Source organism: Microbacterium californiense (assembly GCF_047246625.1).
Classification (GTDB): Bacteria; Actinomycetota; Actinomycetes; order Actinomycetales; family Microbacteriaceae; genus Microbacterium.
In genome coordinates, this window is the sequence record NZ_JBFOKQ010000001.1 from 1,551,873 (window position 1) to 1,567,229 (window position 15,357).

Annotated in this window: 9 protein-coding genes; 4 read left to right on the plus strand and 5 right to left on the minus strand. The window is 71.4% G+C overall.

Translation table 11 applies throughout. From position 1 onward, the window contains the following. Positions 1-25: 25 nt before the first annotated feature. Positions 26-685, minus strand: coding sequence for a zinc ABC transporter ATP-binding protein AztA (gene aztA, locus AB3M82_RS07370; RefSeq protein WP_412956715.1), 660 nt, complete (start codon positions 683-685; stop codon positions 26-28). A 56-nt stretch (positions 686-741) separates the two neighbouring features. Here aztA and aztB point away from each other — a divergent pair, with 56 nt between their 5' ends. From aztB to aztD, 4 genes are read left to right on the plus strand one after another with little or no spacing between them, the layout of a single operon-like run. Further along, entirely contained in the window at positions 742-1,599 is an 858-nt protein-coding gene (gene aztB / locus AB3M82_RS07375; protein WP_412956716.1) for a zinc ABC transporter permease AztB, read from the plus strand. Positions 1,600-1,619: 20 nt separating this feature from the next. Then, the gene (locus AB3M82_RS07380) at positions 1,620-2,855 is read left to right on the plus strand and encodes an ABC transporter (RefSeq protein ID WP_412956717.1); all 1,236 of its coding nucleotides are present in this window, start codon (positions 1,620-1,622) and stop codon (positions 2,853-2,855) included. After that, entirely contained in the window at positions 2,852-3,775 is a 924-nt protein-coding gene (aztC, locus tag AB3M82_RS07385; protein WP_412956719.1) for a zinc ABC transporter substrate-binding protein AztC, read from the plus strand. Before AB3M82_RS07380 ends, aztC begins: the two co-directional genes overlap by 4 nt. A gap of 28 nt (positions 3,776-3,803) precedes the next feature. After that, entirely contained in the window at positions 3,804-5,009 is a 1,206-nt protein-coding gene (aztD, locus tag AB3M82_RS07390; protein WP_412956721.1) for a zinc metallochaperone AztD, read from the plus strand. A 141-nt stretch (positions 5,010-5,150) separates the two neighbouring features. On the opposite strand, the gene AB3M82_RS07395 is transcribed toward aztD, so the two are convergent. The 4 genes from AB3M82_RS07395 to AB3M82_RS07410 form a co-directional block, all read right to left on the minus strand. Further along, positions 5,151-10,196 carry a DUF7507 domain-containing protein gene (locus tag AB3M82_RS07395; protein ID WP_412956722.1) on the minus strand — a complete coding sequence of 1,682 codons (5,046 nt, stop codon included), beginning with the start codon at positions 10,194-10,196 and terminating at the stop codon, positions 5,151-5,153. Positions 10,197-10,292: 96 nt separating this feature from the next. Beyond that, positions 10,293-13,739, minus strand: coding sequence for an SdrD B-like domain-containing protein (locus AB3M82_RS07400; protein WP_412956724.1), 3,447 nt, complete (start codon positions 13,737-13,739; stop codon positions 10,293-10,295). A gap of 240 nt (positions 13,740-13,979) precedes the next feature. Further along, the gene (locus AB3M82_RS07405; protein ID WP_412956725.1) at positions 13,980-14,447 is read right to left on the minus strand and encodes a DUF2243 domain-containing protein; all 468 of its coding nucleotides are present in this window, start codon (positions 14,445-14,447) and stop codon (positions 13,980-13,982) included. Next, positions 14,444-15,298, minus strand: a complete 855-nt coding sequence (locus AB3M82_RS07410; RefSeq protein WP_412956726.1) for a cytochrome c oxidase assembly protein — start codon at positions 15,296-15,298, stop codon at positions 14,444-14,446. The genes AB3M82_RS07405 and AB3M82_RS07410 overlap by 4 nt, the downstream gene beginning before the upstream one ends. Positions 15,299-15,357: the final 59 nt, after the last annotated feature.

Below are 15,357 nucleotides of genomic sequence, written 5' to 3' on the forward strand. Positions count from 1 at the left end.
GCGATCCGGAAGCCCCCTGTGCAGGTTACTCCTTCGGACGCGGGTCGACGCGTCGTCCGTCCGCGAGCCGGATCACCTCGTCGGCGTCGGCGATCACCGCCGGATCGTGCGAGACGCACACGACCGCGACGCCCTTCGCGGCTTCCGCCTTCATCACCTCGCGGATGCGCTCGGCGCTCGCGGCGTCGAGCCCCGTCGTCGGTTCGTCGAGGAGGAGCAGGTCGGCGCCGCGCGCGAGACCCTGGGCGAGCAGCGTCCGCTGCCGCTGTCCACCCGAGAGCGCGGCGAACGAGGCGGCGGCGAGGTCGTCGACGTCCATCCGGCGCATCGCCTCTCCGATCGCCCCGCGAGCCTCCGCGTCGAGCCGGCGCCAGGCACCCCGTCGCCCCCACGCGCCGACCGCGACGACGTCGCGCACGCAGACCGGCAGGCGAGACGAGACAGCGGCGGTCTGCGGAACGACGGCGAGGGATGACGCCGCCTCCCGCGATCCGGCGTCGAGGTCGCGCGTGCCGGCGAGCGCCTCGAGCAGGGTCGACTTTCCGGCGCCGTTGGATCCGACGATCACGGCGATCCGTCCTCCGTGCACGTCGAGGTCGATGTCGACGAGGGCGTCGTGCCCGCCGAACGAGACGCGCGCGCGGCGGAGGCGGGCGACCGGAAGCGGTCGGGAAGGAACGGGCATGGCTTCATTCTCCTGAATTTGATAATCATTCTCAAATACAGTTACGCTCACATCCCGTGACCTTCTCCCCCTCTGCGCTGTTCGCGCCCTTCGCCCTCGACTTCCTGTCACGGGCGCTGATCGGCGGCAGCCTCGTGGCCGTGCTCTGCGGGGTCGTGGGGACGTGGGTGGTCATCCGCGGCATGGCGTTCCTCGGCGAGGCGCTGGCCCACGGCATGCTGCCGGGCGTCGCCCTCGCGACGGTGCTCTCGCTGCCCGTGCTGGCGGGAGGCGCACTGAGCGCGATCGCCATGAGTTTCGGCATCGGAGCGCTGCAGCGGCGGGCAAAGCTGTCGTACGACACCAGCATCGGGCTGCTGTTCGTCGCGATGCTCGCCGTCGGCGTGATCATCGTGTCTCACTCGGGCAGCTTCGCGACCGACGCGACGGCGATCCTCTTCGGCGACATCCTCGCGATCGGCCCGGACGATCTGATGCTGCTCGCCGGGGCGACGGCGCTGGGCGTGACCGTCGCCGCCCTGTGTCACCGCCCGTTCGTCGCCCTCGCCCTCGACCGGCGCATCGCGTCGGCGCTCGGCCTCCGCCCGCGGCTGGCGCAGGCCGCGCTGGTCGGTCTCGTGACCCTCGCGGTGGTGGCCTCCTACCAGGCCGTCGGCTCGATGCTCGTCGTCGGCCTCCTCCTCGCGCCCGCCGTCGCCGCGTCGCCGTGGACCCGCCGCATCCCGTCGCGCATGATCCTGGCCTCGACCCTCGGCATCCTCGCCGTCCTCATCGGCCTGCTGGTCTCGTGGTACGCCGCGACCGCCGCCGGTGCCTCCGTCGCGGCGAGCGCCATCGGACTCGCCGCCCTGTCGTGGCTGCTGCGGGCCGCCCTCGACGCAGTCCGCGGCCACCGCCTCCGCTCCCTCGTCTGACCCGCTCCCGAAAGGCTCCTGTGCACTCCCGCTCCTCGTCTCTCGCTCTCCTCGGCATCCTGGGTCTCGGCCTGGCGAGCTGCTCCGGCGCCCCCGCTCCGGATGCCGCCCCCTCGTCCGCCGCATCGTCCTCCGGCGACGGGCATGGCGCCGTGGCCGGTGCCGCCGAGGTCGCCGAGCCGCAGCTGGGCCTCACGACCATCGACGCCCGGGGCGCGGTCTCGCACCTCGACCTGCTCGACGAGAGCGTCGCCGACCTGGGGCGGGTCGCCCCGCCGAGCGCCGTGTCGACCGACGGCCGCTACCTCTTCGCCCAGACCGACGCCGGCGTCGAGGTCGTCGACAGCGGCGTGTGGACGTGGGACCACGTCGACCACTTCCACTACTACCGCGCCGATCCGCGCCTCCTCGGCGTGGTCGCGGGCGAGGGACCGGCCGTGGTGGCCACCACGAACCTGTCGACGTCCGGCAGTACGGGCGTGTTCTTCGAGGGCTCCGGCGAGGCGGTGCTGCTCGACACCGAGGCGCTGTCCCGCGGCGAGATCAGCGAGCGGTTCCGCCTGGACGTCGCGCCGCACGCCGGCATGGTCGTGCCGGCGGGGTCGTACGCCCTCGTCACGGAGGAGACCGACGGCGCCGCGACCTCCGTCACCGCCTACACGCAGGACGGCGAGCCGACCGGCATCGAGGCGCCCTGCCCGGATGCCGCGGGCACCCTCACCACCCGGGTCGGCGCCGTGATCGGGTGCGCCGACGGCGCCCTTCTGGCCTCGGTCGTCGACGACGAATTGCAGATCGAGCACGTCCCCTACCCGGCGGGGACGGATGCTCCGCCGGCCGTCGCGTTCGCCCAGCGCGAGGGCCGCCCCACCGTCGCCGCCCTCGCCGACCCCGGGCGCTTCTGGCTGCTCGACACCCGCGCGCGCACCTGGACGCTGCTCCCCGCTCCCGCACCGCTCGTGCAGGTGACGGCGGTCGACGACGAGGCCGGGCACGTGCTGGCGCTGACGACGGACGGACGGATGCTCGTGCTGAGCGACGTCGACGGATCGGTCCTCGCCGAGACGGTGCCGCTGGTCGCCCGGTCGCTCGCCGAGGGAGCCGCCCCGGTGCTCATCGCCGACCAGCAGCGCGCCTACCTCAGCGGCCCGCGCGAGAAGCAGCTCTTCGAGATCGACTTCGCCGACGGCGCTCGCACCGCGCGGACCTTCGACACCGCCGCCGAACCGACGTTCGTCGCGGAGACGGGACGATGACCGTGAAGCGCCTCCGCCTGCTCGCCGCCGTGCTCGCCGCGGCATCCGCCTCGGTCGTCCTCGCGGCGTGCGCCCCGGCATCCGACGATCGGCCGACCGTGGTCGTCACGACGAACATCCTCGGCGACGTCGTCGGGGAGCTGGTGGGAGGGCAGGTCCGTGTCGTGACGCTCATGAAGCCGAACGCCGACCCGCACTCCTTCGAGATCTCGGCACAGGAGGCCGCGGTGCTGCGGAGCGCGGACCTGCTCGTGTCGAACGGGCTCGGACTCGAGGAGGGCCTGCAGCAGCACCTCGACGCGGCCTCCGCGGCCGACACCCCCGCCTTCGTCGCCGGCGACGCGATCGACGTGCTGGACTATCGCGAAGGGGATGCCGCGGGCACCCCCGACCCGCACTTCTGGACCGACCCGGGCCGCATGCTCGACGTCGTCGACGCGCTCGAGCCGGTGCTCGCCGAGGTGGAGGGCGTCGATCGCGCGGAGCTCGACCGCCGCGTCGACGCCTACCGCTCCGAGCTGGAGCGGCTGGACGACGACATGGCCGAGGCCTTCGGCAGCATCCCCGACGCGCGGCGGGCGCTCGTGACCAACCACCACGTGTTCGGCTACCTCGCCGACCGGTTCGACTTCGACATCGTCGGCGCGGTGATCCCCGGCGGCACGACGCTCGCCGCTCCCTCGGCCTCCGACCTCGCCGACCTGGTGACCGCGGTCGAGACGACGGGCGTGCCCTCGATCTTCGCCGAGTCCTCGTCGCCCGACCGTCTCGTGCAGGCGCTCGCGAGCGAGGCCGACGTGCACGTCGACGTCGTCGAGCTCTACACCGAGTCGCTCACCGACGCCGACGGCGGCGCCCCCGACTACCTGACCATGATGCGCGTCAACACCGAGCGCATCACCACCGGTCTCACCCGCTGAGACCTCCACCCCAGAGAAAGAGGCATCCATGCGCATCTCTCCCCTGCGCCGAGCAGGCATCGGCGTGCTCGCGATCGGCGCGGTCGCGACGCTCGCCGCCTGCTCGACCACGCAACAGGAACCGGCTGCGGGCGAACCCGCGTCGCCGGCCGCCGAGGCGGGACCCCGTGTCGCCGTGGCCTACGAGGGCGGCATCCTCGTGCTCGACGGCGAGACCCTCGAGACGGTCGGCGACGTCGACACCGAGGAGTTCACCCGCCTCAACCCGGCCGGCGACGGTCGTCACGTCATGGTGACGATGAGCGAGGGCTTCCAGGTGCTCGACACGGCCGCCGGCACCGCCGACGAGCCCGCGCTGACCGATCTGGTCTTCGAGGCCGACACCCCCGGCCACGTCGTGCGCCACGACGGCAAGACGATCCTCTACGCCGACGGCACGAGCGACACCACCGTCTTCGACACCGCCGACCTCGCGGGCGCCGACGCGCTGCCCGAGGTCGAGACCGTCGCCGGCGTCGAGGCGCACCACGGCGTCTCGGTCGTGCTCGAGGACGGCACGTTCCTCACCACCGTCGGGAACGCCGACGGACGCACCGGCATCACGGTGCATGACGCCGACGGCACCGAGATCGCCACCTCGGCGGAGTGCCCCGGCGTGCACGGCGAGGGCACGGCGAAGGACGAGGCCGTGGTGTTCGGCTGCGAGGACGGCGCTCTCATCTACGCCGACGGCGAGATCACGAAGGTCGCTGCGCCCGACCAGCCCTACGGCCGGATGGGCAACGCCTACGTCAGCGAGACCAGCCCGATCGTCGTCGGCGACTACAAGGACGACCCGGATGCCGAGGGCTACCTGCTCCACGCCGTGACGCTCATCGATACCGCCGCGAAGACCCTGGAGGTCGTCGACCTGCCCGAGGGCGTCGCGTACACCTTCCGCGACGTCGTGCGCGGCCCGGACGACCTCGCCTACATCCTCAGCGCCGACGGGGCCATCCACGTGCTCGACCCCGAGACCGGCGAGATCACCGACTCCTACCCGGTCATCGACCCGTGGGAGGGTCCGGCCGAGTGGCAGGACCCGCACCCGGCGATCGTCGTCGCGGGCGACATCGCCTACGTCACGGAGCCGGCGTCCGACAGCATCCACGCCGTCGACCTGACGACCGGAGAGGTGCTCGCCAGCGCCGAGCTCGGCGTCACGCCGAACGAGATCGCGCCCGCCGCCGGCTGACCCGCCGCCCTTCGTCTCGTCGCTTCGCTCCTCGCTCAGGAACCGGTGGCGCGAGACGAAGGGGGCGGTGGCACGTACCGCGCATGCCCCGTCGCACCGGGCCCCCCGGCTCGGTGCGACGGGTGTCATCGTCGAGGCGCGTCAGGCGCGGCGGCTGCGCGTGCGAGCCACCACCATCAGGCCCGCCCCGGCGAGCAGTACCAGCACCGCGACCGTCAGGGCCGCGCGCGAGTCGGCACCGGTCCCGGCGAGCGGGTCCATCGCCGCCGCCACGGGAACGGGGACGATCTCGACCGTGGCCCCAGCCTCGGCATCCGCCGTGACGTCACCCACGCCCCGCGCGGACGCCGTGGCCACGTTCACGACCTCACCGGCCGCGGCCTGCGCCGCCGTGATCTGGTACTCCGAGGTCGCCGCGCATCGCACGGTCTCACCCGGAGCGAGCTCCGACGCCGCGCACTCGATCTCCCCCGCCATCGGGTCCGACAGGGCGAGGCCGGTCAGGGTCGCGGCACCGTCGTTCGTGACGACGAAGGTCCAGCGGATGCGGTCCTTCACCGTGGTGAGACCGTCGTCGTCCACATCGACCGGGGTCCCGGTCTTCTGCAGCGCGAGCGACGTCGCGCCGACGAAGGGCAGCGTCACCGACGACGGCGCGGCGGGCACGGCGGTCTGCGATCCCGGCGGCAGAGCCGAGGCGGAGGCCGTGTTCGCGATGCCACCGGCATCCACGTCGTCCTGCGTGACCTCGTACGTCGCCCGGCAGTCCACGCGCTGGCCCGGGAGCAGCCGCTCGACGTCGCATGCGATGTCGGACAGGGTGCCGGAGCCCGTGAAGTCATCCTCCGTCACGGCCACGTCGGTGACCGTCACGTTCCCGGTGTTCGTCACCCGGAATCGGAACTCGACCTCCTGGCCGGCCTCCTCGATGCCCTCGACGTCCGCGCTCTTCACGAGCGCCAGGCCCGGGGCCTGGTCGAACGGCAGGTCGACCCGCGACGGTGCCGAGGTGATCAGCCCGCCCGGCCCGCGGCCGATCGCGACAGCCGTGTTCGACAGCTCACCCGCGTCGACGTCGGCCTGCGTGATGACGTAGGTCGCCTCGCACGTCACCTGGTCGTCGATCGCTAGCAGCTCCGCACCGTCCGCGCAGACCACGTCCGAGAGCTCGCCCGAGCCCGTGAACAGGCCCTCGGTGATCGAGACGTCCTCCAGCGCGACGTTCCCGGTGTTCGTCACCACGAACGAGTAGGTCACCTCTTCGTCGACCACGAGATCGGTGACGTCCGCCGACTTCACCAGGCTGATGCCCGGCACCGGGGTCACCGTGACGCGAGCCGTCGAGACCTCCGACTCCGGGTCGTCCAGGCCCTCCGGCGCACTCGCCGCCGCGACCGCCGAGTTCGTCACGCCACCGGCCGCGATGTCGGCCTGCGTGACCGTGTAGGAAGCCGTGCAGGTGAGGTCGGCATCGGGCGCCAGCGGACCGGCCGGGCAGGTGACGACCGGAGCGGAGATGCCCGTTCCGGAGAACTCCTGCTCGTCGATCTGAACATCGGTCAGCGTCACATCGCCCTCGTTCACGACGAGGAAGGAGTACGCGAGCTGCGTGCCCGCCTCGATCACCGTCTCGGGGGTGACCGATTTCGTCAGCGAGAGCGCGGCGGTGCGGACCACGTCATCCGTGTCGTCGTCGGATGCCGTCAGCGAGACGTCCGTGTCAGCGGGGTCGGCGGCGGAGACGGTCGCCGCGTTCGTGATGGTGCTCACGGACTCGGCGCTCTGCAGCACCCGCACGGTGACCGCGACCTGAGCGGCCGAGTCCGCCGGCGCATCGCCGAGCACACCGTCCTCGTCGGGCTCCGCCGCGGGGGCCAGCGCCCCGAGCGACCACGTCACCGTCCCACCGGCGCCCGTCTCGGACTGACCGGTGACGGTACCGCCCGCAGTCGCCGACACGAACTGCAGGTGCGCGGGCAGCTGGTCGGTCACGGTGGCACCCTCGACGGACTCGCCGACGAGACGGTTGGCCACGGTGATCGTGTAGGTGTACTCGTCGCCGATCGCGACCGCCTCGCGCCCGTCGTCCTTCGACAGGGTCAGCTCGGGCTCCCCGGCGATCACCTGGAAGCACGCCTGCGTCGCATCGTTCGCGGGCACGCCGTCGTAGTACTCGGCGTCGACCGTCGCACCGACGCACATGTCGTCGGCGCCGTCGACCGGGATCACCGGCAGGTTCAGCGCCAGCGGCTCGGCCTGCGACACCACGCCCGCCGTGGGCTCACACGTGAGAGTCGTCCCGCCGGAGATCGGCGCGGGGCCGTCCTCCGACGTGCAGATCCACCCGTCGAAGGAGAGCGCCGCGACCGTCAGCTCGGCCGGGACCTCGAGCGTCACCTCGGCCGGAGCCTCCGTCGCACCGCTGTTGTTGGCGATCAGGAAGGGCACGACGCCCGGGCGATCGACCTGCAGCGGCAGACGCGCCGGAGCCGAGGCGGCGAGGTCGGCCTCCACGATCCGCGCGCAGACCGCGCGGGGCTCGGTGGGCGAGGTCGTCGCACTGTCGATGGCGACCGAGTTGCAGGCGATGTCGCCGTTGACCGGGTCGCCCACGACGGCGGCGTTGTAGGTGAACGAGCGCGACTGGCCCGCGCCGAGGGTGCCGCTCACCGCCGCACGGATGGACATCGCGCCGTCGGCATCCGCGTTCCACGTGTTCGAGCATCCCGTGGGACCGCCCGTGAAGACCTCGGGACGACACGGGTTCGTCGCGTCGGAGTAGGTCAGCGTCACCCCGGTGCCCGCCTGGGCGCTCGTGAGGCTCTCACCGAACGTGGAGCCGCGCGACACGCCCGCCGTCGTGGCCGTGAGCCCGGTGTCCCCCACGTGCGGGAGCACGTCGTAGGCAACCACCCCGGTCTGCGCGGTCGAGCCGTTGTTCGTGATCGTCACGCGGTAGGTGATGTCGGTCGTCGTCGGCGAGACGGGCACGGGCACGTCGGGGTTCGAGCGCCACTCGCAGCCGTCGGGCTGCGTGGGGTCGGGGTAGCAGATCTCCTTCAGCACGTTCAGCGCGGTCGTGGCGCCGACGGTCACGTTCGCACCGACGTAGGCGTAGCTCTCGGTGACGTCGCCGTCGCCGTCGAGGTCGGGGGCGTCCACGAAGCGGAAATTGCCGTTGTTGCCCCAGATCGCGGTGTTCGGACCGTAGTTGTGCCCGGCGTCGCCCATGTAGAAGATGGCGTTGCCCGTGCTTCCCCCGGCGACCGCCGAGGTCGGAGTGGCCTGCACGGTCATGGTCGGCCAGGTCTCGTTCGCGCCCCACAGGGTGCCGGCCGGACGAGCGGCGTACACCGCCTGCCGCTGCTGACCGCTGATGGTCACGGTCTTGTACTCGAACGAGAAGTCGGTCGCCCCGGCGATCGCCGCCGAGTTCGGGATGATGTCCCAGCCGACCGGAGCGACGTAGACGTACTGCCCCTCGAACGGCGTGCCCGGCTCGACATCCGCCGTCGACGCGTTCAGGGAGTAGGTCACCGGCGTGCCGATGACCGGCTGGCCGCCTCCGGCGACGGAGTAGCCGAGCGTCGGGCGGAAGTACACCGGACGCGGAACCGCGGTGACCGTGTACGAGGCGTCGCCGAGGTCGAGGTCGGCGAGGTCGGTGTTCGGGTAGCTCATCGTCGCCGAGGCGGTGTTGGTGCGCACCCAGCCCTCGTTCGGCACGTCGTCGGCGACGCTGTAGTAGTAACGCACCTGCGCCTCGGTGCGAGCCGTCTGGCTCGACTCCTCGAGGTTCGGGCCGTTGAGCGGCGCGGTCACGACGGTCGCCGCCGTGATGGACCGCCCGGTCGGGGCGTTGTAGCCGGTGACGTCGGTCGCCGTACCGGTCGTGCCGTCGTCGAGCGTGTACTGGATCGAGCCGCGGCTCCCGACGATCGTGACCGCGTAGACCGGAAGGCCGGCCTGGTCCAGCTCGTCGTCGACGACGGTCGCCACACCGGGGACGTTGGCGCGGTTCGCGAGGCGCACGTACCAGTAGTGGCCCGACTGGCGCTCCCACACGAGAGCGTCGGTCGCCGTGCCCGCATCGCGCGTCGAGCTCTTGCCGTCGAGGACGGCGCTCGCGAAGGCCTCGCAGGCGTTGACGCGGTGCGTGCGGTTGGCGGTGGCGGTCTTCGCCGTGCCGCTGAGGTACGTCATCGAGACGTCGAGACGGTTCGTGATGTCGACCACGCAGCTCTCGCCGTCGACGATCGAGTCGGGGTAGCGAACCGTCACGGTGCGGGGCTGACCGAGCGAGTTCAGCGGTCCCCAGCCGGGAGCGGCCGTCTGCCCGGACGCCGTCCAGGTCACCGTGTTGGTCACGGGATCGTGCACGGCACCGGGGCTCGCCGAGACGAAGATCGCATCCTCGTCGAGGTGGTCGGTCACCGTGTAGTCGCGAGCACACTCGTAGGTGGGCTCTCCGTGGCCGGCGGTGCTCCTCTCCCACTGGCAGCTGGCCGACATGTAGAGCGTGTAGGTGTAGTCGCTCTCGGTGCGCGCCAGGTCGGGCGAGGCGATGGAGACGCGCGGATCCGGGGTCGCGATGTGCCAGGTGATCTCATCGGTCGCGGTCACGGGGTCGAGACCCGTGGCCGAGAGCGTGACGGATGCCGGGACGACCTGCCCCTCGGGGAAGAAGGAGGCGGGGTCCACTCCGACACCGCGGCCCTGGAAACGATAGGTCATCTGGAACGAGCCGCTGGTTCCGGGGGCGAGCGTGCCGAGCTGGACGGTCTGCCCCGCGGCGGCGCTCGTCGACACCACGTTCCCGGGGAGGGACGTGCTCGCGTACGCCGAGAAGCGCTGAGTGCCGTAGTACGGGTCGAGGATCTGGGGTGCGATCCTCACGACGGCCGAGGCGCACTGCACCGGACCGCAGCTGTACGAGACGTTCAGCTTGTAGAACCACTCGTCGCCGTTGTTGCGGTCGGCGATCGTGGCCTGCAGGTCGGTGATCGGCTCGTTCGTGATGCCGTCGAGGTACTCGACCTGCACGACGAGGTCGCCGGGGGCCGCCGTCGCCGCGACCGGCGCGACGAGGATCCCTCCCACGGCGAGGACCGCGCCGAGCACGGCGGCGATCAGGGGTCGGATGCGGCCGGACTGCGGGCGCGCGGGACGACGGGTGTTTCTCGGCATTGTGGATTCCCCTCCACGCCCGAACCTAGGGTCCGGGCGTGGAGGAATCACTCGTGTACGAGAAAAGTCACCCTCGCTTCACCCTGCGGAGCGCCGCTAGACGGTGCGGCGGCGACGTGCGACGACAGCCACGGCGCCTCCCCCGAGCACGAGCAGCGCGGCGAGTCCGGCCAGGCCGAGCGGCAGACCGCCACCGGTCGTCGCCAGCTCGTTCACGCCCGGGGTGCCGGGCAGGGCCGGGTCACCTGTCTGGGCCGGCGCCGTGGAGCGCACGATCACGCCGGCGTCCCACGTCGGGTCGATGCCCTCGGTGGCGCGCACGTCGAACCAGTCGTAGTCCCGGGTCAGCCGCACGTTGTCCGGGCCGAGCACGATGGTCTGCGTCAGACCCGTCGCGGGGTCGGCGTCCGAATCCCCGGCGTCATCGGCGCCGGCATCCGCCTGCGTGAAGACGTAGGTCTTCTGCTGCTCGGGCGTCAACGTGAACCTCACGCGGTACTCGCCGGCCGGAAGCTCGTCGAACAGGTAGCGCCCCCGCTCGTCGGTTTTCGTCGTGGCGATGACCTCGCCGTCGCGGAGCAGCTCCACCGTGACGCCGGGCAGCACCTGCTCGTCGTCGTCCTGACGGCCGTCCTTGTCGGCGTCGATCCAGGTCACGTCGCCGATGGCGTACGTCTTCTCCGGCTCGACCGTCACACCCGGGGTGTTGTACAGCACGACATCAGCGGTGCCTCCGGTCGCGTCGACCGTGATGCGGCTGAGCTCGGTCGCCTTCTGGTAGCCGGTGGGCGCGACGTCCTCCCGCAGCCAGTAGGTGCCGGCGGTCGTCACCGTGGGGGTGGCCCCGGTGGCGGTGACGATCTTGCCGTCGACCACGCGCAGGTCGCTGAGCACCGCCGTCTGCTGGTCGTCGGCGAGCACCGAGAAGCGGGCGGCCGGGTCGGTGATCAGCTTCGCGGCATCGGTGCTGTCGCGCTTGAGCAGGCTCAGCGGCAGGTCGTTGGTCGGCGTGATGGTGGCGCCGGCCGAGCCGATCATGTTGGTGATGCCGACGTTCGGCTCGAAGTCCGTCACGCGCACCTTGAAGTACAGCGAGACGGTCTGGCCGCTGACGAGGCGTCCGCGCTCGAGCGTCACCGTGTCGGTCGGCGCGTCGTACTCCGCCGTGATCTGCGAGCCGGGGATCTGGTAGCTCGTGCCGCCGGTCGTGGTGCCCGACTGCAGGTTGCCGGGTGCGACCCAGCCGAGGAACTCGACACCGTCGGGCAGCACGTCGACGACGTCCTCCACCATGTTGGTGAAGGTGCCGTGCGGGGTGAGCTCCACACGGTAGATGAAGTCGGTCTGCGCGAGGTCGCCCTCGGCGTCCGTCTCGACCCGCAGGCTGCCGGTGAACGCGTCGTTCGCGGCGTCATAGACCCGCTTGCGGACCTCCATCTCGTTGCCGAAACTGGTCGCCGTCGTGCGGGAGACCGAGGTGTAGACGATCTCCTCGCCGTCACCCTCGTAGCGGGCGGCGTTGTCGACGTCGATCGTCTGCTTGCCCTGCAGCACGTGCGTGCGCAGGCCGACCGTGATGGTCCAGCTCTTCGTGAAGGGGGCCTCGGCGGATGCTCCCCACGCGGCGTCCTTCGGGAAGGCGTCGTTCGGCGCGATCACCAGGTCTCCCGCGGCGTCGAGCGTCACGTCGAACGTGTCGCCGTCGAGCGGGAAGTTGTAGTCGTACATGCCGGTGATCGATGCCTTGATCTGCGGCAGCGTCTCCTCGCTCACGTCGAAGATCTCGTGGTCGATCTCGTCGATGATCCGCGAGGTGGCGGCGTCGCCGACGTTCTGCCCGACCGTGAACGTGTAGGGGACGGTGGTCGACGTGCCGGCCGTCACGGTGACGGTGCCGCCGCGCGTGCTCTTCTGGAAGCGGGTCGGGTCGTCGACTCCGCCGCTGGTGTCCTTCGGGACCGTGATGGTGGTGGCGGCGTTCTTGCCCTCATAGCGACCGTCGGCGTAGACGAAGTACGCGTCGTTCTGCACCCGGTACTGCGTGGCGTACGGCGTCTCACCGCTCGCGTTCTTCGGCAGAGCCGCGATGGTCGCCGCCGCCTTCAGGCTGTAGGTCTCGGTGACGTCCTTGCCCAGGTTGACGAACAGGTTCTTGCCGTCGACGACGTAGGTGTGGCGGTACTCGTCGGCCGCGATGGCGTTCTCGTAGTCGCCGGTCAGGCCCGTCGCCGCCGTGAGGGTGACGGTCTCGCCCGCCGTGTCGGTGAGGGTGAGGAAGCCGGCGCCGGTCTTCCACGACGCCTCGGCCGGGAGCGTGTCGCGGATCACGACGTTGCGGGTGAGGGCGAAGGGCCCGTCGGCGAAGTCGGCGAAGACGGTGAGGTCGGCGCGCAGCGTGTAGGTCGCGGCGATCGGCTCGTCGAGCGTCGCCCCGGCGGAGAGGCGCTCGTCGAGCTGCACGGCGGTGGGGTCGACGGTCTTGCCGAACGCGGCCGCGGTGCCGGGGCGGTCCTGCCCCTGGACCGACCCTCGGATCGCGGTGCTCGTGCTGTGCTTCTGCCCGTTGACGTCGACCTGGTTGGTGAGCGACACGGAGTACGAGCCGCCGTTGACGCGGTCGACGGCGTCGTAGGCCGTCTGCAGGGCGGCGCGGATCTCTTCCAGAGCCGCGGCATCCGCGATCTTGGCGCGGTACGTGAACGTGTAGACGGAGTTCGCTTCGGCGCGGAAGCCGTGCGTGAGGGTCGTGCCCGAGATCGCGGGCAGACCCGTGACCGGAGTCGTGACCGGGTTGAGGTCGTTCGCGTCGCGCACGACCTTGCTGCCGGTGAGCGAGCCCTCGACGAAGACGAGGTGATCGCCGAGCGTGTCGGTGAAGGTGATGTCACGGGCGGTCTTGCTCGAGACGGTGACCGTGTAGGGGATCGTCACGTCGAGCGCCGCGGCGGGGATCACGACCCGGCCGTCCTCGACGGAGTGGGGGATGCTGACGCCGCCGACCGACTTGTTCGACGAGGTGTTCGTCGACTGCGGGCTCTCACCGGGCTCGGTCACGATGACGCGCTGCGTGGTGGGCACGCCGTCGACGTTCCACACCAGATCGCGCACCTCGGACTGCTGCACCTGGTCGACCGTGAACGAGAGGTCGAGCACGCCCTGGTTCACGTCGCCGGGGAACGGATCCATGAAGGTGACGACGAGCTGTCCGGCGCCGTTCATGGCGAGCGACTTCACCGCCGTGTTGCCGGGGGCGACGACCAGCGCCGCCTCGGGGATCGTGATGCCCTCGGGCAGCCCGATGGCGACCACGGCGCCGTCGTCCATGCTGCCGTAGCCGAGCTGGAACGCGTAGGTCCCGCCCTCGTTCAATACCGGCATACCGTTGTGGGTGCTCCCCGACCCGACAGGGAAGACGGTGACGCTCCCGCCCGCGGCGAGGGCGGGCGTGCTCAGACCGCCGACCGCCAGCAGGGCGACGAGGATGCCCGCCAGCCAGTGCATGAAAGTGCGCGCGCGCGATCGCCGCGCGATGTTCTCCGACATCAGTGCTCCAGATCTCAACGGGCGCGCCGAACGGCGCGCCGCAGCGTCGGTACCGGGGGTGCGGCACCGGGGCGATCACGGCGGGTTCGGGCCCGCGTGATCGGAGAGGGCGATGGTGCCCTTCATTCGAGAAGATCATGGAAAGGGCGATCCATGACGCGGAATGAGGGGTGAAGCGAGGGTGAAGTTCGTTCGCGTGATGTCATCGGGACGACCCGCGCACCCCGCGCGTTCCTCTACTCAGGCGCGGGAGCTCGTGCGCGCGTTGTCCTCCCGGCGCCCCACGGCTGCCGTCGCCACGATGCCCGCGACCAGCAGCACGGCTCCGGCCGCGTTCCACGCCAGGTCGTACGGCAGCAGCTCGACGCCGTAGCGGATCTGGTGCACCTGCAGCACCTTGTGGTCGACCAGGCCGTCGAAGAGCTGGAACGCCCCGGCGCCGATCAGGAGCCCGCACCCCACGGCCCCCGCCCGGAAGCCCTCGCGGCGGCGTGCGTCCAGCAGCAGGAAGACCCCGGCGACCGCGACGAAGAGCTCCCCCGCGTGGAGGAGCCCGTCCGAGAGCAGTGCGATGTCGGGCGTCGACCGGTCGTAGAAGTGGTGCCAGCCGAGGATCTGATGGAAGACGATCTCGTCGATCGCGGCCATGACGGCCACCCCGAGCAGGATGCCGGCGAGGAAGGCGCGCGTGCGCAGCATCCGCCTCATGGCCGCACCCCCGTCGCGCCGACCGTCGCCGCCTGCCGTGGGGAGGAGACGCGCGAGCGCGCGAGGCGACGGCCCGTCACGCGGTACCACTCCGCCCCCAGCAGGACGAGCAGCGTCAGGTCGACGAGGTCGCCGCCGTAGAACATGAGCTGGGCGCCCTCCTGCACCTCGTCGACCGGAAGGCCCGCGGGCGGGTGGGCGTACAGGAGCTTCGCGATGATCGAGTGCGCGGCCAGCGACAGAACGAGCACGACGGCCCGCAGGGCGATCCCGCTGCGGTGCGGGTTCGGGTCGACGGCCACCAGCGAGGCCGTGTAGAGGAAGCCTGCCACGAGGAAGTGCATCATCACCAGCACGTGCAGGAGGGGGTTCTCGTGCACCGTCTGCAGCATCGGGGAGAGGTACAGGACCGCGAGCCCGCCCACGTTGAGCACCGCCGCGAACACCGGATGGGTCAGGAGGCGTCCGACCGGACTGCGCAGCACCGCGCTCACGCGGCGCGCGGGCTCGATGCTGAACGAGCGCAGCGCGAGCGTCACCGGTGCGGCGAGCACGAGCAGCAGCGGGGCGACCATGCCCACCAGCAGGTGCGCCCCCATGTGCGCCACGACGTCCCCATGCGCGGCGGCGGCGAGGGGGCCGACCACACCCAGCCACACCAGCGCGACGCCGGCCGTCCAGGCGCCGATCCGCAGCCAGGGCCACGGTCGGCCGCCGCGGCTCTTCGTGAGTGCCGCGCACGCGTAGAGCACGACGGCGATCACGAACGGCGCCGCCAGCACGGCATCCGCCAGGCTCACGCCGGTGACGGCGTGACCGTGGCCATGGACGTGCGTCGCGATCGGCGGCACGGCATCCTCCCGGACTCGATGGGCGGCGACGTTACGTCGTGCGCATCGAGCCCGGGAGA